Raw genomic sequence first — 24,011 nt, 5'->3', positions numbered from 1 at the left:
TTAAGTGATTTTTTACACGATTGAATCTCAAAACCCGATCATTAGAGATCCTGATCTTCCCCTCCTTCCTGCCAGGCTGGTTTTTGCGAAACCTCAGTATTCATTCCATGTGCTGTTGATAATCCATAGATTGATGTAAGACTCTTACAATTGTGATCCCATTTGCCATTAAACGAAAAAAGATAATATGTGAAGCAACCGGGAATGCCTTTAGCCCAAGTCGAACATGGTTGTAATTCCGGGCCAGCCCGGGAGCTTCAACAAGTGTATGAAAAGCCCTGTCGATATTCTTGATATATTGATACGCTTTTTCTAGGCCAAATTCTTGATAACTGTATTCAAAAATGGCTTCTAAATCCTGTTCAGCTTTAGGCTTTAGAAAAAATGTTTTACTAGACATTGTGTGTTTTATTTTTCATACGTGTAAGGAAAGTATTGAGATTCCACGCTACAACTTCGCCACTGTTATCACCTTCATCAATTAGCTGACGAAGCGCTTCCAGTTTGGACTCAGCTTGTTTTTCCTGTAATAACCGTAATCCTTCCCGAACGACTTCACTATTAGTTTTGTAATAACCTGATTTAACCAAGCTTTCTACAAAACCACGTAATTCTTCGCCGGTATCTACTGTCATTGTACGCGATACCATAATACACCTCATTCAGATAATTAATATTCTATAGTATAAGACATATTCTTACACTTCGAAAATATTTCATCACGTAGGACGTTCATTATTAGATTCCATTGGAATAACAGTAACATAAGTCTATGGTATGACTTGTCGTTATGTGTGAAGAGAAGAGCGATTGGGAGAAGCTCCATAAATCTGCAAGAATATCCAAGAGGATGCGTCAGGGCATTGCCTCAAATTTACAAGGTCAAATTTGTGTTTTTGAGGAAAATACGGGACGACAGGTGCCTTTTGATGGAAAGACTGTCCAGTTATCAGGGCTGAGGTGCTAATAGGCCCATACCCGGCAACTGTTTCATAACGAAGTAAGACTCTTTGCAGAACAGCTCAATGTTCCAATAATATGTTCTTTGGCTGCAAAAGGTGCAATATCTGAAAAACATCGTTTATTTTTAACCGCAGCTAATAAATATCTTGATGGAGTATATCGTCGGCCAATAGTATCAGACCTTTTCGACGATGTTGATCTTCTTATTTTAATCGGTTACGACTTTGGGGAAGATCTAAAACCATCTTTGTGGGGCTGTAATAAGGATACTATTGTAATAAATAGTTTCGATATTCCGATGGAAGAAGTTTTTCAGCCAAAAGTGAATTGTTTAGGCAATATTGAGCAGTCATTGCGTTATCTCAGGAATGTTTGTACTGTGAGGAACCAAGGTTTCTCTGAAAAGCATAAAGAGCTTAAAGAGATCTTCGATGAACGAAAAGCAATTAGTGTTAAGCCTGGAACGACTGATATTCCTAGGATTATGAAGGTAATCAGCAACTATTTGGGGGATAGTGGTATTCTATGCAGTGATGTCGGTTTGCACAAACAGTATGCTGGTTTATTAGCCCGTACTCATATGCCTAATAGATTCATCTGTTCCAACGTGTGTGGAAGTTTTGGTTTCGGCCTTCCCGCAGCGTTAGCCGCGAAGCTTTGTAATCCCTCAGAAAAAGTTGTAGCCATTTGTGGCGATGGCGGTTTTCATTCTACAAGTCAAGACTTGGAAACAGCTGTTAGATATAAATTGCCAGTTATCATCATAGTACTGTCAGATTCTTGTTTCGGTTTAATAAAGTATTATCAAGGCTTACACAGTGAAGAACCGGCAAAAGGCATGACGGAGCTAGGGCCGGTTCAATTTCATTTATTGGCGAATGCTAACGGCATGAAATCTGTTTTACTCAGGAATCCAGAAGAACTTCCGAAAGTCTTGGAACAGGCATATCTTCTTAATGAACCGTTTTTAATTGAGATCCCTGTTGCTTACGACTATAACTTATTAAAGCATGTAGCTTGATTCGATGCATGATTTATAGATTTGATATACTTATAGGGTAAATTTATATGGACGCAAGAACTGACTATTTTATTCAGTCCGCATTAGAAGTTTTTGGAGAGAATCTCCTTGGTATTGTGGAAACTGATTCATATCTCCGTCAACCCGATTATTCTTCTCGGTGTGTGAGGCATTTCTACGTGATTTTACCTGATAATTTCGTCACAGGTTGCATTACATCGCTAAGATACCTTCAGGCAGAGTTTTTTGAGTTTACCCTAAATTATCTTACGATTAGTGAGTTGTCATATTATCCGCCTCATTGTATGTGGCAATTTACTAAGAATCCTTGGCTCTTACGGTCGGAAAAAATAAGTGATGTGGTACTCCCTAATATCAAAGGAAATCTTGATATATATAGACAAGCAGTTTTTAGCGTTGCCCATATTGCACGTCTTTACTACCTCAGAAACTTGACGCCAAAGACTCACGTTTGGGGAGTACGCCAGCTTGGTTGGGCAATGCGTTACGCCGAATTGGGGCTATATCGTTTGCTCGAATCGGAGGAACTATCTTGTATTCACAAAAATAGTGCATATGTTTTGAAAATACCAACAGAAGATCTTAATTGGCTGGTCACTTGCAATACATCTTGGCAAAAATTTGAAAAAGAACTTTTGTCCAATATTAATATTTTTCGTGATGCAGCGGCACGGTTAAGTGGAATCGCGGAGTACTATTCGACGTTGTTGCAGCACTTTTACCCGGAGACACGTATTGTTTCAACACAGGGTAAAGTAGACGATCTTCTTTCATTACAACCGCTTATTGATCAAGTGATTATTCTTTTAAGACAGTTTATTGGAGGTAGATTATTAGCCTTTTATCTCCACGGTAGTGCTGCCCGGGGTGATATGCGAAGTGGTTCAGATATAGACTCTATTGTTATCGTGGATAAAGTCGATACAGTTATCCTTGAAGCAATTCGCTCAACACAATCTAGGTTCAAGGATTTATCCATCTCTGTATATAGTAAATCGAATGTTCACCAGTATCCTAGTTTCAGAGCATATGCGCTCATTAATGGAACTAAGCGTGTCTATGGTAATCTTGCTTTAGAAATGAAACCGTCATTGAAAAGCGATATATATGGCATTATTAATAACTTATTTACTATAAGGCAAATAGCTCGTTCTTATCTGATTTCTGGTACATATGGACATCGAGCACATTATATGCTTGGGCTGATGATGAAACTTACCGATCACGGTTGCTTACGCCCTTTGCAAATCCTAAAAAGTGGTTTCTATCCAACAAAGAAAACTCAGGTTTTGGAATATTACAGAGACAACGAAATCCTCACCGACATTATTAAATATACGCAAAACCTAAAAGAATGTGAGAATACGCTGAAGCAAAAATTGCTTATTGGAAGTCGAGCGGAATTAGAAAATTTATTCTATTTATTACTTGACGCATGTGAAATAGTGGCAGAGAGATTAAATATGGTACAGGTCGAGAAGTCAATTTTATAGACGGAATGACGCTAGTTCTTTTAACTATACCCTACGGATTTCAAGATGCATCGCGACGGTAAGGGAGAGAATCCCCGGGGGCATAGCAAACTATGTGACCGGGGTGAGCGAGTGCAGCCAACAAAGAGGCAACTTGAAAGATAACGGGTATAAACATATTACGATCAGTAAGGTATTGATTCGTATCCAAACATCGTCATTAGCTAGTGTAATAATTTGATTATTGTAATCCTATTTAAATCAATGTGTCAGTTTAATGCACATATATTATTAAGAGGAATAAAGTATGACGTCCAAAATCTTACCAAAATCAATTAATGAATTTTTTGAAGTACAACAATTATCAGACCAAACTATTCTCAAGCCAAATAGAAAAATAAAGATGAAGATCCTCGATGAAGGTTTAATGCAAACAGCCATCTGTAGAAGTAATGTAGGACGAATCGATGAAAAAGAGTTGAAGCTTGAGTACCGAGGCCATAATGTCAGAGATCTGGCAAATAACTATTCTTTTAGTGATGTTGTGTATCTTCTAATTACAGGAAAACTAAATTCAGAAGGAAGTGAGGAGTTTTTAGATATGCTCCATAACAATTACCTATCAGCACTCAAGCATATTGAAAAGTTAACACCAGTAATATTCGATACTACTCCTACTGATTTCCTTACAATTGCAGTTCTATCTTTGCAGGGTAAATGGCTTTCTGACTGTTCTGTAAAAACAAAGGACGAACGTTTGATAATTACTGCATCTATTTTGGCAGCAATAGCTGCCGCAATTGCTATATATGTTCAGAAATATGCTATATCCGAACCTGTATTTAAAACTTTTTTCGGTACTAAGCATCGATTCTTGGCAAGCTTTTTAGCAACATGTTTTGGACAACAGTGTGACGATGTAGCAGAAGAAATGTTAAACAAGTTTTTAATTCTTCATGCAGAACATGGGCTGAACTGCTCAACTGCAACCGTTAGAGCTGTAGCGAGTTCCGGTGCAGATCCATTTAATGCTGTAGCTGCGGGTATTTGCGCATTCAGTGGCCCTCTTCATGGAGGAGCGAGTGGGGAAGTTGGTTTAATGATCGATGATATACACGACAATTCTAAAAATATTAGTACTTTTATTGATGAGCTAGTAGAAAGAAAGCAACGTCTTATGGGATTTGGTCATCGAATTTATAAACAACCAGACCCTAGAGCTTCTTACATGAGCGATATTCTTATCAAACAGAAGGAAAAATTCGATGTTATTTCTTCCTATGTAAATATTTCGCAGGAACTTGCATCAGAAGTATCGAAAAGGCCGTATTTTTCGCAACGGGGATTATATCCAAATCCGGATCTATTTAATGGGTTGCTACTTCGTAGGGCTGGTTTCAAGTCGCACATGAATACTGCTCTCCTTTGCTTTAGCCGTGCCGCTGGTTGGTTGGCTCATTACTATGACAGTATTGACAGTAAAGCGCCAATTCTGCGACCACAGGAGCTATATTTATGAAAACAAAGCATAAACCAGTACGGAAACTAATCGTATTTGGATGTGGTCCTCACTTTTTAAATAGATATTTGGATGTTCTATTGGAGTACCGAGATACCATTGAGGTTATGCTTATAGTTGACTTGAAATGCCGAGAAATGAAAATTCGTTGTGCATTAAATGAGAAAGGATTAAAGCCCAGAGCATACTTGTTTCTTGATGAACAATATAGAAATTATCCAGATTCAGACGAAATTTACAGGTTACTTTCTACAATTCCAGAAGCCCATCAAGCTGATGCTGTTATAGTGAGTACTGAACCAAAAGCTCATAAAGTGTATGCTCTATGGGCAGCCGAAAATGGATTGAACGTGTTCATGGATAAACCAATAACCGCCCCTTATTCATCAAACGCAGAAAATTTAATGGTAGATTTTGCAGAACTATTGGCTGCCTCAAGAAAAACCAACAGTAGATTTGTAATCAGTTGTGAACGTCGAATGCAATTTGGATATAGATATGTGGAAAAGTTTCTAACTGAATTCATGGGCTCATTCCAAATACCTATCACATCAATGCATGTTCATTTTGGTGGCGGGTGGTGGGTAATTCCATCGGAAATGCTCAATTTGGAAAACCATCCACTTAAATACGGTTATGGAGTATTATTTTATTCTGGGTATCATTATTTAGATCTGGTTGCTCGCTTTGCATTCTACAATAAAAAAATACAGGAGATAGACCTCCTGAAACCACATGTCAAAACAATGGTAGTACGCCCAAATGCGCTGGCGGAAGCTCTACCATTTACGACTTATTCACATGTCCTTAAGAAAGAGGATAAAAGCCAAGATCAAATTGCACATCAATTATCGGACTATGGTGAATTAGACTTCTCAGTAATAGGAAATTATTCCAAAGGTATTCAGCATAGAATGTTTTTCAGCATGGATCTGATAGAAACAACCTTAACTGGCAGGATAATGCCGAATAGTATTCCAAGCGATGGACGAATACGACAGGAAATCGTAAATATTCATCTAGGGCATTTCTGCTCAATTAGCATCGTATCGAATTCTTTCAGGAAACTGACAGGGGGTAACACGATACCGGAAGATTTTAATATAACTATTGCTACCCATCCAATGTTTACCCGGAGGGGGGAACGAACTGTGTTACGAATCAACCGTAAAGATCTATCACAGTTAAATCCAAGCCTCCCTCTATGCGCGGGCTTGAATGTCCACGCAAGAAAAGAGCAGCTTCGCGATTTTTTAAGTGGTGGAGATGCGAATTCAGAATTATCAACTCACGAAAATTCAGTTGCATTGCTTGCTGCGGTTTATGAACAGGTCTCTAAGACAAATACAGTTCCTTAATAGCTCAAGTAGAGTAGAGGCCGAGTTATGAATGGAAAATTAGATCTGCTACCTTTTACTACATTTGTTCGAGGTTTCCTTTTTTGGGCCGCAGCTACTGCGGCCGTGGGTTATATGCCTTTGCTTGTAGAAACGACGGGTTTTTCCACAACACAAGCAGCCGTCTTCCTATCGGGAACTGCTATTGGAAGAATGGTATTCCAGCCTATTATGGGGCAATTTATCTCACCTAAAAACTGTTTACAGGTATATACCGGTGCATTAATTGGACTTATGTCTTGCAGCCTCTGTCTATTCCTTTTTAGCAACCCTGTTAGTTTACTATTGTGTTCCAAGCTGCTGGAAGGGGCTTTTTTTTCAGGATTCATTATCTCTTGGCGAACACAGCTTAATAGATTTTCCCAATCTCCGAATTTTGAGTCGGTGAATGATAGCTATGTTATTTCCCAAAATGCTGGACGTTTAGCAGGTCCAATGGCCGGTGGGATTATCGTTGCGAAATTTGACCTTTATAGTGTTTTCTTACTCTCAGCAATTCTGTATTCTTTGTGTCTGATAATATTGCCCCAAAAAACTGCAATTACACCTACTGACAATCATAGTCGTGAACATATTCGGATAACGTACGCTCAGCTCTTTAGTCGTAATTGGAGACTACTCCTAGTTCACCATCTGGAATTTATATGTCTTGGTTTATGGTTAGCCTCATGGCCTATCTTTGCTATATACGCTAGTGGATTCAATCCAACAGAGGTTGGTTATTCGTTTGCTGTTGCGGCTGCGGGAGGTTTTTTGGTTTTACCACTGCGTAAGTTGTTACGAAAAACAGCTTTAGAGGCACGATTCGTCATCTCTCTTATGCTTTTGTTTTTACAACCGAGCGGTGCTCTTTTGGTATCAGCTCACTTAGGTCTTTGGATAATGTTACTATTGGGTGGTCTTGGTAGTACCATTTATTTCACTGCCTTTCATCAGTTTATATCGAAGACTTATCCTGTTGAACACATACCTGTAATTTATGGATTCTTAGGCACAAGTACTTTTTTAGCTCAAGCAGTCGGTCAAGCTGTAACACCATATGCTCAGCAATTTGGTGGAGTCGATGCACCAATTATTATCGACGCTATATTGCTTCTTATCATGATATCAATCGCTTTTAGAATATATAAAAAAGGGAGTGAGAAATATGACTGATTTTAATTTCTTCTTGAGTGAATATGATGGTGTCGCACTTTCACCTATTTCATTTCTAAGACGAGCAGTACTGAGTAACGTAGATGATATTGCGGTAATAGATGGAGAATATCGTTGGACTTGGAGCCAATATGCATCTCGGTGCGAAAGGCTTGCAATAGCTCTGAAAAATATTGGCGTTTGTAAAGAAACAGTTGTGTCCGCGCTTCTACCTAATATACACGAACTTCTTGAATTACATTTTGCGGTTCCAATGGCAGGCGGTATCTTGAATGCGCTCAGTACCCGAACAGACTCAAATACTTTAAATTTTATATTTAAAAAACTTAATCCTAAGGTATTATTCATTGATAGAACCTTTATTTCACTGTTGGACGATGTTTCCCTAGACAAACAAGTAAAGATCATCGTTGTTGATGTAGATGGCGCAGTCATTTCAGAATCAATTTTTGACCGGGAATTTATTCAATATGAATCGCTGATAACTACGCATAAATCGGGAGAGCTGTCTTTTTCTCTACGAGATGAACAAGAGGCGATCAGCATAAATGTAACTTCAGGAACAAGTGGACAACCTAAACTTATTGTCTATTCTCACCGTGGCGTGTTTCTTAATTCTATTTCTAATGTTCTGGATTGGGATATACCAAAACGACCGACGTTCTTATGGACGTTACCAATGTTTCACTGTAATGGGTGGTGTTTTCCGTGGGCTATCACTGCTCGGGGAGGTACACACATCTGTATGCGCAAGTTTGACGCAGAAGAAGCGATATTGCTAATGCAGAAGCATAAGGTAACACACTATTGTGGAGCGCCTATTGTCCATTGTGCATTAGGTACTATGGCGCGGAAACAAGGGCTGCATTTTAAGGAGAAAATTCATGGATTAGTCGCAGGTGCGCCGCCTACAGAGATGATGTTTTCTCTATTAGATTCCATTGGAATAGCAGTAACGCAAGTCTATGGTATGACTGAGACATATGGGCCGGTCGTTGTGTGTGAAGAGAAGAGCGATTGGGAGAAGCTCTATAAATCCGTAAGAATATCCAAGAGGATGCGTCAAGGCATTGTCTCAAATTTACAAGGTCAAGTTTGTGTTATTGAGGAAAATACGGGACTACAGGTGCCTTTTGATGGAAAGACTGTTGGTGAGCTCGTAATTCGTGGAAATATGGTTGCATCTTATGACCCAGATCGGCATGTGACTTTTGACACAGCAAGTCAATGGCTTTTTACGGGGGACTTGGCTGTTGTTGAAAATGACGGCTATGTCAGAATTATAGATAGGAAGAAAGATATCATTATTTCTGGTGGTGAAAATATTTCTAGTCTGGAATTGGAAAATATGCTGTCAAACTATCCCGGTGTTTTAGCTGCCGCCGTTGTAGCAAAGCCAGATTCACATTGGGGTGAAGTACCGTATGCATTTATAGAGCTCGAAGAAAATTCATCAGTTACTGAGAATGAACTGAATAATTATATTTGTACGGTAATAGCACGGTATAAGCGCCCTAAAGGATATACTTTTTTAACTTTACCTAGAAACGCGAGTGGAAAAATTATAAAAGAGCAATTAAGAAAGTTGATTAGGAATTCCTGAGATCCCAAGAGAGGGATGGATTATTAGAATCACATGTCTTTCGTTATTATTAATGCGGATTTTTATCTGTGAATTAAGAGGACAGAGATTTTAAATTAAAGGTATGACTGTCAGTCAATGGAAATATTTCAGGTAAATATTATAAATTGAAAATAATAACGTTAGTTATATTTTCATGGTGATAATATGGATATTGATGAAATTAACTTAGGTAACATTGAAAATAAATTTTCTTTACATCTAATATTAAACTGATAATTTATCTTTATAGTCAAAGGGAGTGAATTTTATGACATTGGTGATTCAAGATGAATAGCACTAAAACAGTCAGTGTCCAACATATTATTGATAATCAAAAATTCTCGAAAGTTCAATGGCAAGTCTTAATTTTATGTTTTTTAATTGTTGTTATTGATGGTTTTGACACGGTATTAATGGGGTATATTGCACCAGCCGTGGTAAATGATTTTAAAGTAGACGGTGCTATTCTTGGGCTGGCTATGAACGCCGCTCTTGTTGGGTTATCGTTAGGCTCGATTTTTGCCGGTCCACTTGCGGATCGGTTTGGTCGAAAGTCAGTGTTGACAATATCCGTCACTGTTTTTGGCCTTTTTAGTCTTGCTACCGCTGCCGCAGATTCAATACAGATATTAATTATTTTGCGTTTTTTGACTGGGTTAGGTCTTGGTGCCGCAATGTCAAATGCAATAACCTTAATATCTGAATATGCACCAGAGAATCGGCGATCTTTGTTAATAAATATCGTTTTTTGTGGTTTTCTTCTTGGTGCAGCAGTGGGTGGGATCATTTCCGCATGGATTATTCCCCATTTTGGTTGGCAGGGAGTTTTGATTTTAGGGGGTATTCTGCCGTTATTGCTGGCGCTATTTCTCTTTTCTCTGTTACCTGAATCACTTAGGTATTTGGTTTTGAAAGGTGGTCCAGAGGATAATAATAATATAAGACGAATTTTGTCTAAAATGACCGGCAATAATTTAAATGATATAAACAAGTTTACCTTTGAGGGAGAAGAAGTTATACATAAGTCGTCAATTAAAACGGTTTTATCTAATCGATTCTTAGTTGGGACGATAATGTTATGGATAACCTATTGCATGGGAGCATTGGTTTTTTATGTTCTGACAAGTTGGATGCCGTTTTTAATGAACGATGTTGGTTTCAGTATTAGTATGGCGGCAACACTGACAGCATTATTCCCTTTGGGAGGCGTGATAAGCACGGTTTTTTCCGGTTGGCTAATGGATCGCATTAATCCTCATAAAGTCGTTGCAACGAGTTATGCCTTGGCTGGTGTTTTGGTCTTTTTTATTGGCCGGGAAGAAAATGTATTATTATTGAGTATTCTTATATTTCTTGCAGGGATAACGATGAATGGCGCTCAGGCGTCGATGGGAGCAATCTCTGCACAATTTTATCCTACTCATTGTCGGGCAACGGGTGTTGCCTGGATGTTAGGATTTGGAAGATTCGGTGGGATTTTCGGTACTTTATTTGGCGCGGAATTGATCAAGCTTGGATTAAGTTATAGCACTATTTTTGCCATTTTATCTATTCCGGCTATTATAGCTGCTTTATCACTAACATTTAAGGGGGTGAGTTATAGAAGACATAAATAGATAATTTTATAAAAATAGCAATTAATATTTTAAAAATAGCTGGTGTTAATATCCATGCTGTTTTTAAAATAGCATTAATCATGAAATTTAAATTAATGTTGTCGTTTTCTTATGATTTTAATAAATGATTTAATATAGGTATTTAGTTGTAAATATATGTGATGAAAATTACATTTAAAATTTGAATGAGGTATAAGATGTCTTAAAGTTAAATCATTTAAATGGGAGGTTAATTTGTGCGATGGTAAATACTATTGAGTAGTATATAGATTGCATTGTGTATTATTATAAAGCAATGAAAAATTAAGTTGTTCTAATTTGAAATTATTTTTTGATGGTTATTGATATAGTAACATTTGTATTTTTTTATTTTTTAATTATTACGGGATATATGTAATTAATTTAAATATAATTTTCATTTATCCATTTGTGGTATATTCATTAGTGGTATTGTCTTATTGTTGAAAAATGATTTTTTATGAATTATTTTTAACTTGGTGTTATATTTTGATATAATTGAATACACAGAATTATTTTATGCCTATTCAATAACTGCATTTGTAATTAGTATATCTTTTTATTATTGGAATGGAGACTGTTTTATAGGTGATTGTCAAAGTAATACTTTGATAATTAAATGTGAGTTGGTCTGTTTTGTCTTTAAAAACGCTTGGTTTGTTTTCTAAATAGTTTTAATTGGGTATTAATGGAAAACGGATAAAATATAAAGGTTATTGGGTAGTCATGGATAATAAATACAGTTAATGATTAAGTTTTTGATTATGTAATTCAGCGTCAGTCAACAAAAATTGCGATTAATTAATCGAGTTGTGGCATCCGGTATCTGAGTCTCTTGGATGGATAGCAGATGTGTCTATTTTTATTTTTGGGCAAGAAGTAGGAGAGAAACATTAGTGATGACTGTCGGGAATGACGGTTTTCAAATTTCTAACAGATTCATTGAGGTAGTAGTAGATGAAAAATAACATTGCTAAAGTGGGAAGTGCGTTTAAAACTCAGACGTCAGAAAATATGACCGACGCAAATGACGTTTCACAACAGACTCGAAATACAAAGAATATCCTTCAAAGACTCACACCCAGTGAATTATTCTGGTATGAGCGTCTTACTGCTTTGCAACCCCTCCAGTTACCTTTCGAAACCGCCGGAGAACAAACAGAACCCAGATGGACAATGAGCGCTTGGCTGCCCCCTCTGCCTAAAAATCGTGAAGAGGAGCCATTGCGAACGTTGTTGCAGACTTTTGTCATTTACCTTGCACGCTTGACTCAACAGACTGAATTCCAAATCGGTTGGCGTGTGGATGAGGTAAAAGATAAATCAGCAAATCTGGCGACGGTGGTGCCTATGGCCGTTGAGGTAGCGCTTGATAAGCCTTGGCGTGAGGTAGCTGGCTGGGTTGATGGCGAGCTGTCCCGGTTGGCGCAGCACGGTACATTTAGTTGTGATCTCTTCTCTTGTTCTCCTTCATTGCATGATATCCCGGCGTTGGCAACCAGTCGGCCGTGGCGAATCGCCGTCTCGTTAATAAAGGATGGTAGGCCGCGAGATAAGAAGGTATCTGGCGAATTGCTGACTTTCCAGATAAATGAACAGGGGGGTTTTCGTTGGATCTACGATGAAAACCGCCTGAGCACGGAAGTTGTTTTACGGATGAGTGAACACTTACAGGTGCTGGCAGCATCGAACAGGATGGGGGACGAAATTCCCGTCGGGCAGCTTAATTTGTTGCCTAAGGCTGAACGTACATTATTACTGGAAACTTGGAATGCGACTGAAACCCCTTATCCAGACCCGTTATGTATTCATCAGTTATTTGAGCAACAGGTAGAACGAACTCCGGGGGCCACGGCGTTAGAGCATCAAGGACAGAGCCTCAGTTATGCTGAATTAAATGCTCGCGCTAACCGGCTGGCACACCAGTTGATTGCATTGGGTGTCATACCGGACCAGCGAGTAGCGATCTGTGTAGCACGCTCCCCGGCGATGGTGGTGGCGCTGCTGGCAGTGTTGAAAGCTGGCGGGGCTTATGTGCCGCTGGACTCAACCTACCCGGCGGAACGTCTGGCGTATATCCTGAATGATACTGCCCCGCCAGTGGTCTTGGCTGATGCAACCGGACGGGCCGCGTTGGGTGAAACTGCGCTGGTCGGGTTGACAGTGCTTGATCCGAATACCCTGCCTGACCAACCGGACAGCAATCCATTGGTGGCTGCGTTGACGCCACAGCATCTGGCCTATGTGATTTACACCTCCGGTTCAACCGGGCAGCCGAAAGGGGTGATGATAGAACATCAGGCGATTTATCAACGTTATCTGGGCTTTAATGACACCTATGCCGTCACAGCGCAAGATCGGGTATTGCAATTTGCCGCTTTTGCGTTTGATGTTTCAGTAGAAGAATTTTTCTCGACATTATGCAATGGGGCCACACTGGTGATCCGGGATGATAGCTGGCTGGCTTCGGTACAGGAATTTATTGCTTTAGCCCGGCAACATCGTATTACGATCGTTTCTCTACCGACTCTATTCTGGTCTGAACTGGCGGCCAGAGAGTCTGGGTTGCCACTGCCGGATTGCCTTCGACTCATCATGATTGGCGGTGAGGCGGTAAAAAAGAGCGCCGTTCAGGACTGGTTTATGCAGGAAGGTTATCGGCCCCGGTTATTGAACGGTTACGGTCCGACGGAAAATACTGTGACAGTGACTTATAAGGACCTATTATCCCCGGAAGATGCCCGTTCTATTGGCCGACCAGTTAAAAATTCCCGCATCTATCTGTTGGACAGAGAGGGGCAATTGGTTCCTCTGGGTGGCATTGGTGAAATGTACATTGGCGGTGTGGGGGTGGCACGGGGTTATCTGAATCGACCTACATTGAGCTCGGAACGTTTTCTACCTGATCCCTTTAGTCCGGAATCTGATGCGCGGATGTATCGCTCAGGGGATTTGGCCCGCTTCCTGCCGGACGGTGATCTGGAATTCTTGGGCCGTAACGATGAGCAGGTTAAAATCCGTGGCTTCCGGGTTGAGTTGGGGGAAATCGAAACCCGTTTAGTGGAACACCCGGCGGTACAAGAGGCGGCAGTGCTGGCATTGGATGATGGGCAGCACAAACGGCTGGTCGCCTATGTGGCGGCGGAAGCACACGAGAGATTAGCGGCTGATTTACGTGAATACTTGAGTGCGATTTTACCTGACTATATGGTTCCGGTCGCTTTTGTGCGTCTGGATACCTTCCCGCAGACTCCGAGCGGCAAACTGGATCGCCGGGCATTACCGGCGCCAAGAGAGGAAGATTTTGCCCGTCAGATTTATGAAGCCCCACAAGGGGAGGCTGAGATTGCTCTGGCTGCTATCTGGCGTGAATTATTGGGCATTGAGCAGATAAGTCGGCATGACAGTTTCTTTGCGTTGGGCGGCCATTCACTGCTTGCTGTACGCATGATTGAACGCCTGCGTCACTGGGGATTGACATTAACTGCGCGTGATCTGTTCCAGTCGCCGGTGCTGTCAGCGCTGGCCCAAGTATTGGGACAGCACCAAGAGGTGATAATACCGCCTAACATTATCACTCCCACTACTACGGCGCTGACGCCGGAGATGTTGCCACTGATTGATCTGACTCAGACTGATATCGATCGCATCGTTGAACTGGTGCCGGGCGGGATGACCAATATTCAGGATATCTATGCGTTGTCGCCGTTGCAGGATGGTATTCTGTTCCACCACCTATTGGAACAAGAAGGCGACCCGTATCTGTTGCTCTATCCGGTGGTCTTTGCTAACCGCTCTCTGCTGGAGCGTTATCTGGCGGCGGTGCAACAGGCGATTGATCGTCATGACACCCTGCGAACGGCTTTTATTTGGCAAGGATTGTCAGTCCCGGCACAAGTGGTCTTGCGCCGGGCACGGTTGCCCGTAACGGAACTGACGCTAGATCCGGCTGACGGCCCAGTCATTGATCAATTAACTCGGCGTTTTGACCCGAGTCAGTATCGTCTTGATCTGGGGCAGGCCCCGTTATTGCATTTTGTTATCGCTCAGGAAACGGATGGTCGTTGGTTCTTGCTGGAAGTGCAGCATCACCTGATTGGCGATCATGAAACGATGGAAGTGATGCACCGTGAAGTACGGGCCTATTTTTCAGGGCAGGAAGAGAACCTGCCTACGCCGACTCCTTTCCGCAATCTGGTAGCTCAATTCCGGCTGGGGGTGAGTCAGGCAGAGCATACCCGTTTCTTTACCGACATGTTGGCGGCGGTGGATGAGCCAACATTGCCATTCGGACTCGCGGAGGTGCATCGTGACGGATCTCGAATGACGGAATCCTACCGGATGCTAACCACCTCATTAAATGACCGTCTACGTAGCCAAGCTCGGCGTTTGGGTATCAGTCTGGCGGCGTTGTGTCATCTGGCCTGGGCGCAAGTGTTATCGCGTATCAGTGGACAAGAGAAAGTGGTGTTTGGCACCGTCCTGTTTGGGCGAATGGCGGCGGGGGAAGGGGCAGATAATGGCATGGGGCTGTTTATGAATACCTTGCCGTTACGACTGGATATTGATGATACCCCGGTACAGGATAGCGTGCGTGCGGTTCATCTACGATTGGCTGAATTGCTGGAGCATGAGCATGCTTCACTAGCGCTGGCCCAGCGGTGCAGCGGGGTACAAGGTGAAAGCCCACTCTTTAGCGCCCTATTCAACTATCGCCATAATGAGCAACCGGAAATGCTCGATGAGACGATGGCCGGGATTGAATTCTTGGGGGAACAGGAACGGACCAACTATCCATTTGGATTGTCGGTAGAGGATGGTGGTTCCACGTTGGGATTGACTGCTCAGGTGGTGCAGCCGTTTGAACCAGAGAGACTATGCGGTTATATGCAGCAGGCGCTGGAAAGTCTGGTGGAAGCGCTTGAACAGTCCCCGGAGACGCCGATACGCGAGTTAAATGTCCTGCCTGAAACGGAGCGTACACTATTACTGGAAACCTTGAATGCCATAGCAATCCCCTATCCTGACCCATTATGTATTCACCAACTGTTTGAACAACAGGTAGAAAAAAAACCGGAGGCCACGGCGTTAGAGTACCAAGGGCAGAGCCTCAGTTATGCTGAATTAAATGATCGCGCCAACCGTTTTGCCCATCAACTGATTGCATTGGGCGTGATACCGGATCAGCGGGTAGTGATTTGCATGGCACGTTCACCGGCGGTAGTGGTGGCTTTGTTGGCGGTGCTGAAAGCGGGCGGGGCTTATGTGCCGCTGGACCCGACTTATCCGGGAGAACGTCTGGCATATATCCTGAATGATACGGCCCCATCAGTGGTATTGGTTGATGAAGCTGGTCGGGCGGCGCTTGGCGAACAGGCACTGGCCGGGTTGACGGTACTTGACCCGAATATTCTGCCAGACCAGCCAGACAGGAACCCACAGGTAGCCGAATTGACGCCACAACATTTGGCTTATGTCATCTATACCTCCGGTTCAACCGGGCAGCCTAAAGGGGTACTGATAGAACATCAGGCGCTGTATCAACGTCATCTGGGTTTTAATGATGTCTATGGCGTCACTGAGCAGGACCGGTTATTACAATTTGCCTCTTTTGCATTTGATGTTTCGGTAGAGGAGTGCTGCTTGTCACTGTGTAATGGCGCCACATTAGTGATGCGTGATGAGCGTTGGCTAACTTCGATGCAGGAATTTATTACCTTAGCCCGGCAAAACCGTATCACAGTGATGTCTCTGCCGGCGTTATTTTGGTCCGAACTGGTTGTCAGAGATAATGGATTGCCGTTACCAGATTGCCTCCGGCTCATCATTATTGGCGGGGAGGCGGTGAAAAAGAGCGCCGTTCAGGACTGGTTTGCACGGGAAATCCACCGACCTCGCCTGTTGAATGCTTATGGCCCGACGGAAAATACCGTGACGGCGACCTGTAAGGAGATATTATTCCCGACTGATGATAGTTCTATCGGTCGACCGGTTAAAAATACCTGTATTTACCTGCTGGATAAATATGGTCGGCCCGTTCCATTAGGCTGTATTGGCGAAATGTATATTGGCGGCGTGGGTGTGGCACGGAGCTATCTTAACCAGCCGGAATTGAGTACGGAACGTTTTATACCCGATCCTTTTAGCCCGGCATCTGGTGCGCGAATGTATCGTACGGGCGATTTGGCCCGCTACCTGCCGGATGGTGAACTGGAATTCCTGGGCCGTAACGACGAACAGGTAAAAATTCGGGGCTTCCGGATCGAACTAGGGGAGATTGAAACCCGGTTGATAGAACACCCGATGGTACGAGAGGCGGCAGTGCTGGCATTGGATGATGGGCAGCACAAACGGCTGGTCGCCTATGTGGCAGCGGAGGCACATGAGAGATTAGCGGCTGATTTACGTGAATACTTGAGTGCGATTTTACCTGACTATATGGTTCCAGTGGCCTTTGTTCGTCTGGATGCTTTCCCGCAGACCCCGAACGGCAAGCTAGATCGCCGGGCATTACCGGCACCGCAGGAAGAGGATTTTGTCCGTCAGGTCTATGAAGCGCCGCAAGGGGAGGCTGAGATCGCCTTGGCTGCTATTTGGAGTCAGTTATTGGGTATTGAGCAGATTAGTCGGCATGACAGCTTCTTTGTATTGGGCGGCCATTCATTGCTCGCTGTACGCATGATTGAACGTCTGCGTCACTTGGGGTTAACTCTGACGGCGCGGGATCTGTTCCAATTTCCGGTGTTGTCAGACTTGGCCCAAACATTGGGACAGCATCAGGCTGTCGTGGTGCCGCCTAACGTCATCACCCCGGCCACGATGACGCTGACGCCGGAAATGTTGCCGCTGATTGATCTGAATCAGACTGATATTGATCGCATTGTCGGGCAGGTGCCGGGTGGCGTGGCTAATATTCAGGATATCTATGCCTTGTCACCATTGCAGGACGGTATCCTGTTCCACCACTTGTTAGAGCAGAAAGGCGACCCGTATCTGCTGCTCTATCCGGTGATCTTTGAGAATCGCTCGCTATTGGAGCGTTATCTGGCGGCGGTACAACAGGCGATTGATCGCCATGACATCTTGCGTACGGCTTTTATCTGGGAAGGATTATCAGTTCCGGCGCAGGTGGTTTGGCGTCAGGCTCGGTTGCCTGTGACGGAACTGACGTTAGACCCGGCTGACGGCCCTGTCATTGACCAGTTAACCCGGCGTTTTGATCCGGGGCATCATCGTCTTAATTTGAGTCAGGCACCATTACTGCATTTTGTCATTGCTCAGGAAACCGATGGCCGCTGGTTCTTACTGGAATTGCAACATCACTTGATTGGCGACCATGAAACACTGGAAGTGATGCACCGTGAGGTGCGGGCCTACTTTACCGAGCAGGGGGATAGCTTGCCGGTGCCGGTTCCTTTCCGCAATCTGGTGGCTCAGACCCGGTTGAAGGGGGATCAGGCAGCACATACCCGTTTCTTTACCGACATGTTGGCGGAGGTGGATGAGCCAACATTCCCATTCGGACTGGCGGAAGTGCATCGCGACGGCTCTCAAATGAGGGAATTTCACCGGATGTTGGCGCCTGAGCTGAATGACCGTTTGCGCAGCCTGGCTCGGCGTTTTGGTGTCAGTTTGGCGGCGTTGTGTCATCTGGCCTGGGCACAGGTACTATCGCATACCAGCGGGCAAGAGAAAGTGGTGTTTGGCACCGTTCTATTTGGGCGCATGGAAGCGGGAGAGGGGGCAGACAATGGCATGGGGCTGTTTATGAATACCCTGCCGTTGCGACTGGATATCGATGATACCTCGGTTCGGGATAGTGTGCGTGCGGTACATTTGCGATTGGCTGGGTTGCTGGAACATGAGCATGCTTCGCTGGCGCTGGCCCAACGGTGCAGTGGCATTGCCAGCGGTACGCCACTTTTTAGCGCTTTGTTCAACTATCGACATAATGTCTTATCGGCAATGTCGGATGACATCATCACAGGTGTTGAATTTCTGGATGGACAGGAGCGGACTAACTATCCATTTGGGCTGTCGGTGGAGGATGGTGGTTCCACACTGGGGCTGACCGCTCTGGTGGTGCAGCCGTTTGAGCCAGAGAGACTATGTGGTTATATGCAGCAGGCTCTGGAAAGTCTGGTGGAAGCGCTTGAACAGGCGCCTGAAACGCCGGTACGTGCGCTGAACATCCTGCCTGAAACGGAACGCACATTGTTGCTGGAAACCTGGAATACCACGGAAAACCCGTATCCTGACCCACTATGTATTCACCAACTGTTTGAACAACAGGTGGAGAAAGCCCCGGAGGCGACCGCGTTAGTATATGAAGAGCAGCGTTTCAGCTATGCCGAATTAAATGCCCGCGCCAACCGGCTTGCCCATCAACTGATTGCACTGGGCGTCATACCGGATCAACGGGTGGCGATTTGCATGGCGCGTTCACCGGCGATAGTGGAGGCTTTGTTGGCGGTGCTGAAAGCGGGCGGGGCTTATGTGCCGCTGGACCCGACTTATCCGGGAGAACGCCTGGCGTATATTCTGGATGATACGGCCCCATCAGTGGTACTGGTTGATGAAGCTGGCCGGACGGCGCTTGGCGAACAGGCATTGGCCGGGCTGATGGTACTTGATTTGAATACCCTGCCAGACCAGCCGGACAGTAACCCACAGGTAACTGGGTTGATGCCACAACATCTCGCTTATGTTATCTATACCTCCGGCTCAACTGGGCAGCCGAAAGGGGTGATGATAGAACATCAAGCGGTGTATCAGCGTCATCTGGGTTTTAATGAGACCTATGCGGTGACTGCGCAAGACCGGTTGTTACAATTTGCCTCTTTTGCGTTTGACGTTTCAGTAGAAGAGTGCTGCTTGTCATTATGTAATGGCGCCACATTGGTCATACGTGATGATCGCTGGCTGACTTCGATGCAGGAATTTATTACCTTAGCCTGGCAGAATCGTATCACAGTGATGTCTCTGCCGGCGTTATTTTGGTCTGAACTGATTGCTGGAGACAATACATTACCGCTACCGGATTGCCTCAGGTTTATCATTATTGGTGGTGAAGCGGTTAAAAAGAGCGCTATTCACGACTGGTTTGCGCGGGAAACCTACCGACCTCGCCTGTTGAACGCCTATGGCCCGACAGAAAATACCGTGACGGCGACCTGTAAGGAGATATTATCCTTGGCGGATGATAGTTCTATCGGTCGGCCGCTTAAAAATACCTGCATCTACCTACTGGACAGATATGGTCAACCCGTCCCATTAGGCTGCATTGGCGAAATGTATATTGGTGGCGTCGGTGTAGCACGGGGTTATCTTAATCAGCCGGAATTGAGTACGGAACGTTTTATAGCTGATCCTTTTAGTCCGGTATCCGGTGCACGGATGTATCGCACGGGGGATTTGGCTCGTTACTTACCGAACGGTAATCTGGAATTTCTGGGACGTAACGACGAGCAGGTTAAAATTCGGGGCTTCCGAATTGAGCTAGGGGAGATTGAAATCCGGTTGTTGGAACACCCGGAAGTGCAAGAGGCGGCGGTGTCGGTGTGGGAGGATGGTAGAGACAAACATTTGGTCGCCTATATGGTAGCGGAGGCGAATGAAGGTTTGACGGCCAGTTTGCGTGCTCATCTGAGCGCCATTTTACCAGACTATATGGTGCCATCAGCTTTTGTGCGTCTGGATGCCTTCCCGCAAACTCCGAACGGCAAGCTAGATCGCCGGGCATTACCGGCACCGAGGGAGGAAGATTTTTCCCGTCAGGTCTATGAAGCGCCGCAAGGGGAAACGGAAATTGCATTGGCGGCTATTTGGAGTGAGCTATTGGGTGTTGAACAGATCAGTCGATATGACAACTTCTTCTCATTAGGCGGCCATTCACTGCTTGCTATGCGAATGACCAATATTGTCGCTGGTCGAGGGATGGTTTGCACATTGAATACCTTGTTCCAATTCCCGGTGCTGGCTGAACTGGCTGCGAAAATCACCTCAGATTTACTGTCTCAACCGCAAAACAGTGCTATATCGGTACGACTTGATGGAACAGAACTGCCGCTGTTCTTTGTTCCCAGTGGCATGGGTGACTACTCCTATGCTTTCGGGCTAGCTCAACATATTTCGTCAGGCTATCCGATTTATGCGCTGCCTTGGCCTTCCATCAATGAAGAACCGATGTCAACGATGGAAGAGCAGGCTGCCAGAATGATCACCTTGATGAAAACCGTTCAACCGGTAGGTCCATATCGGATAGGTGGTTACTCTTCTGGTGGAATATTGGCTTATGCCATAGCCCAACAGCTTTTGAGTGCTGGCGAACAGGTTAATTTCCTGGGGCTGATTGACACGCTTGCTCCTCATTGTTTTGGTGGACAGAGCCTTGGTGAGCAGGTAGCGCAACCAAAACACCAATTCTTTGCCGAATTGGTCAGGCAATTAGGGGAAGAACACGCTGAAGAGATTGCGACGTTATATCAGCGAATCGATGAATTGAATTTGGTGCAATTTATTGCAGCGGCTCAGGAACTGGCGTTATATCCCGCCAATTTGAGTGCTGACTTAATAGCAAAACGTTGGGAACAGATAGAACATTATGATCAAATAGTCAAAGATTATGAGCCACCAGCCTTAGCGGCAACGTTGCATCAGTTTTATGCGATGGAACCTTACCCATCTATTTCTTTTGTGACGGATGAAAAATCAGAGCCTTTAAATATCGATCCATCGCTAGGTTGGGCGCAGATAATAGCTGATACTTCGCTTAAACTGATTGCAATGCCGGGTAATCATTTTAGTTTATTGGAGGATGATGAGAATAAAATGGCTTTAGCTCAGGCTTTAAATAGGGCGCTGGCAATCAGTTGTGATGAGGAGACATCGTAATACTGATATAGTCAGAAGTTCTGAATAATTTAACCTTGATATGATAATCCGGTATATGCTTTTTATACCGGATTATTTTTCTTGTTTATCCTTTTCTCCAAGGTGTATGCGCATTAACAAAAACAAAGCCGATTTTCATTTTTCACTGATGGCTTTATGGTAGGCAGGTTTTAAACTGTTTTTAAAAACCTTGTTTTAATCTCTGATTTTAATCGGTATCAGGTTTTAACCGTTGTTTTTATCACATTTACTACCTGATTTTTATTCAGTTTAATCATTATGGCATATCGTATTTTACATTTAACAAACATTAATCATACCCGCTTTTTATCTTTGCTGAGGCTATTTAGCCTGATAATATTAAAGATGCCCATTTATATTTTCTCGGATAATCAACGTGCTGTTTAGAGTTTAAATCCTGCCACACTAACCGTTTTACCCCTCTTTTTATTGCGTTATGTTTATAACTTGCTGAGTAAAATAACAGTGAGAAAACACGTTAATATCAACAGGCCGGGTAATATTATTTTATCTGCTGATTGCTTTTCAACTCTCTGTGTAATGGTTAATAGCATTTGATTAAATGTAATTAACTGCCTTTATAAAAAGTACATCTATTGCGTTAAATCCGCCTTTTACTTTCACATAAAACCTTTAAATTCTTTGTATTCTCACTTTTAAATGACCACAGCAAGGAATAAGCGCTTTTTTATGCACTTTAATCCCTGTTAAAAAGCTGTTATTAACGGGATACCTACTTTTTTAATACTTAGCTGAGTTAATTACCGATAAAAAATCGCTTGCAATCGCTAAGAACGGGAAATACAAGTAAAAAGAGAAAGTTGACCATGTTAAAAGAGAAGGGATCTGTAAAACCATTATCATTCCTAGGTTTTTCCTATTTTTTTAAAGCAAAAATGCATCCAATAGATGGTTTTGATTAAGCAGTTTTTATCAACCTAATGATTTTTCGTTTCCTGATACGCATTTAACTGCCCTATGTTCATTAAACTGATGTTTAAGTTTTCTCTCTTCCCTGTATTTAACTCTTCAACATTAAAACCCAAGCAGATAACCGGGATGCTAATCATATTTAAGCTTAATGCCTGATTATTTCGTCATGTTTAATAATGCTAATCTAATCAATCTAAAAACTTATCGATTTTCTTTAATGATTGTCTCTGTTTTTCGTAAACCCCTTACAGCCCATGCAAAACCGCTTATTTAAGCACATTAGCTTAATTCGGTTAATCCTGTTAAATATTTTTACTTTTATTATTGGATTAACGCGGTCACTTTGTTAATCAACTCAGGACTGGTTTTGCCTGATGTTTTCTCTGCCAATATCAATATAGCAGCGAATTTTTTACCCGTTTTTAAAAGCCTTAATCACTTATTTTCACCGTTAATGATTAAAGTTTTCACCTGTTTTTTCATCACACACTGACTATTTTTTCCAGATGTTAAAACGATACTGACAGACCCTAAACTGCTTTTTAACGACGGTTTTATCATATCCAGATAAAGCGTCTCTTATCTTGCCTGAATGAGTGAAAATTTCTGACCCTCTGGCTTTCAAACGATATAAAAAACGCTAAAACGAAAGATTAAAGACAGTAAAAACAACGTTAAAACCCCGCCGGTGGTAGCAAAATACGATAAAAAAAGAGTTTAATGCCCATGCCAAGTTGCTACTCTTGGCTTTTTTAGGATTCCTTGTTAGGAAGCCTCAGGTTTTATCATTGCTTCCATTGAATAAAATTCGGGTTTTGGGTGAGCGTAGTGGGTTAAAAATTTGGGATTTATGTCACATTTATTAAGTTAATCAAATATTCATCACCTAAACAGACGGGACAACCTAAGTTTTTTGTTATATGTTCCTGACTGGATATTAAACACATAAAATGACTTATCAGTTCAGTTATCTTAACAGTAATGGAATATCCCCGACGTTGCCTGTTCATACAGGTTATCAATAAGACTATCAGCGACAAACTGCTGGCGCCTTTATAGTTCTGAAACTTGCCCGAGGCTCTTTAACCCTTGAGGAGCTTATGAGCTGCTCTCCTGGCCTGATAATGCGTTCAGTTAACATCTCATCTTGTTGTTATCTGACCACGCCAGGGGAGTTCACTGGAACATTACAACCTGTTTCAATCAACAACGGAAAAAGCATGGAAAACACAACCTATCAGATGAATGAAGGCTCACTGGCTATCCCGGACAACTGGCGGGATGAATCCATGAATGTATTTGTGCTGCCGGACGACAGCGGCATCAATCTGGTGGTCAGCCGCACCCCGGTCCCCGCC

The 24,011-nt window shown here is 43.2% G+C and carries 11 protein-coding genes; 9 read left to right on the top strand and 2 right to left on the bottom strand.

The genetic code is table 11. The features are described 5' to 3' along the window. Window positions 1–100 precede the first annotated feature (100 nt). Both EAE90_RS06825 and EAE90_RS06820 read right to left on the bottom strand, forming a co-directional pair. Entirely contained in the window at window positions 101–400 is a 300-nt protein-coding gene (locus tag EAE90_RS06825; protein WP_214052873.1) for a type II toxin-antitoxin system RelE/ParE family toxin, read from the bottom strand. Continuing rightward, complete coding sequence (locus EAE90_RS06820) at window positions 393–650, bottom strand: type II toxin-antitoxin system ParD family antitoxin (RefSeq protein ID WP_246550449.1); 258 nt, start codon at window positions 648–650, stop codon at window positions 393–395. The genes EAE90_RS06825 and EAE90_RS06820 overlap by 8 nt, the downstream gene beginning before the upstream one ends. A gap of 335 nt (window positions 651–985) precedes the next feature. On the opposite strand from EAE90_RS06820, the gene EAE90_RS06815 reads away from it, so the two are divergent. The 9 genes from EAE90_RS06815 to EAE90_RS23675 all read left to right on the top strand — a co-directional run. Further along, window positions 986–1,984 carry a thiamine pyrophosphate-dependent enzyme gene (locus EAE90_RS06815; RefSeq protein ID WP_281422322.1) on the top strand — a complete coding sequence of 333 codons (999 nt, stop codon included), beginning with the start codon at window positions 986–988 and terminating at the stop codon, window positions 1,982–1,984. 47 nt (window positions 1,985–2,031) lie between these two features. Further along, complete coding sequence (locus EAE90_RS06810; RefSeq protein ID WP_214052870.1) at window positions 2,032–3,498, top strand: nucleotidyltransferase domain-containing protein; 1,467 nt, start codon at window positions 2,032–2,034, stop codon at window positions 3,496–3,498. A gap of 286 nt (window positions 3,499–3,784) precedes the next feature. Further along, window positions 3,785–4,996, top strand: a complete 1,212-nt coding sequence (locus tag EAE90_RS06805) for a citrate/2-methylcitrate synthase (RefSeq protein ID WP_214052869.1) — start codon at window positions 3,785–3,787, stop codon at window positions 4,994–4,996. Next, complete coding sequence (locus EAE90_RS06800; RefSeq protein ID WP_214052868.1) at window positions 4,993–6,354, top strand: Gfo/Idh/MocA family oxidoreductase; 1,362 nt, start codon at window positions 4,993–4,995, stop codon at window positions 6,352–6,354. Before EAE90_RS06805 ends, EAE90_RS06800 begins: the two co-directional genes overlap by 4 nt. 27 nt (window positions 6,355–6,381) lie before the next feature. Next, on the top strand, window positions 6,382–7,548 hold the full coding sequence (locus EAE90_RS06795) for an MFS transporter (protein WP_214052867.1): 1,167 nt from the start codon (window positions 6,382–6,384) through the stop codon (window positions 7,546–7,548). Next, entirely contained in the window at window positions 7,541–9,151 is a 1,611-nt protein-coding gene (locus tag EAE90_RS06790) for an AMP-binding protein (protein ID WP_214052866.1), read from the top strand. The genes EAE90_RS06795 and EAE90_RS06790 overlap by 8 nt, the downstream gene beginning before the upstream one ends. 308 nt (window positions 9,152–9,459) lie before the next feature. Further along, window positions 9,460–10,788, top strand: a complete 1,329-nt coding sequence (locus tag EAE90_RS06785) for an MFS transporter (RefSeq protein ID WP_214052865.1) — start codon at window positions 9,460–9,462, stop codon at window positions 10,786–10,788. A 975-nt stretch (window positions 10,789–11,763) separates the two neighbouring features. After that, complete coding sequence (locus tag EAE90_RS06780) at window positions 11,764–21,699, top strand: non-ribosomal peptide synthetase (RefSeq protein WP_214052864.1); 9,936 nt, start codon at window positions 11,764–11,766, stop codon at window positions 21,697–21,699. A 2,054-nt stretch (window positions 21,700–23,753) separates the two neighbouring features. Continuing rightward, window positions 23,754–24,011 (top strand): DcrB-related protein (locus tag EAE90_RS23675; protein WP_246550447.1); only part of this gene is annotated, 258 nt, incomplete at its 3' end.

This window comes from Photorhabdus caribbeanensis, from assembly GCF_018448885.1.
Lineage (GTDB): Bacteria > Pseudomonadota > Gammaproteobacteria > Enterobacterales > Enterobacteriaceae > Photorhabdus > Photorhabdus caribbeanensis.
The sequence above is the reverse complement of the archived record's forward strand: the minus strand, read 5'-3'. Positions and strand labels throughout refer to the sequence as shown.

Bases quoted from the DNA above. Each gene is read 5' to 3' on its own strand.
- EAE90_RS06825 (WP_214052873.1), bottom strand. From the start codon at position 400: ATGTCTAGTAAAACATTTTTTCTAAAGCCTAAAGCTGAACAGGATTTA.
- EAE90_RS06820 (WP_246550449.1), bottom strand. From the start codon at position 650: ATGGTATCGCGTACAATGACAGTAGATACCGGCGAAGAATTACGTGGT.
- EAE90_RS06810 (WP_214052870.1), top strand. From the start codon at position 2,032: ATGGACGCAAGAACTGACTATTTTATTCAGTCCGCATTAGAAGTTTTT.
- EAE90_RS06805 (WP_214052869.1), top strand. From the start codon at position 3,785: ATGACGTCCAAAATCTTACCAAAATCAATTAATGAATTTTTTGAAGTA.
- EAE90_RS06800 (WP_214052868.1), top strand. From the start codon at position 4,993: ATGAAAACAAAGCATAAACCAGTACGGAAACTAATCGTATTTGGATGT.
- EAE90_RS06795 (WP_214052867.1), top strand. From the start codon at position 6,382: ATGAATGGAAAATTAGATCTGCTACCTTTTACTACATTTGTTCGAGGT.
- EAE90_RS06790 (WP_214052866.1), top strand. From the start codon at position 7,541: ATGACTGATTTTAATTTCTTCTTGAGTGAATATGATGGTGTCGCACTT.
- EAE90_RS06785 (WP_214052865.1), top strand. From the start codon at position 9,460: ATGAATAGCACTAAAACAGTCAGTGTCCAACATATTATTGATAATCAA.
- EAE90_RS06780 (WP_214052864.1), top strand. From the start codon at position 11,764: ATGAAAAATAACATTGCTAAAGTGGGAAGTGCGTTTAAAACTCAGACG.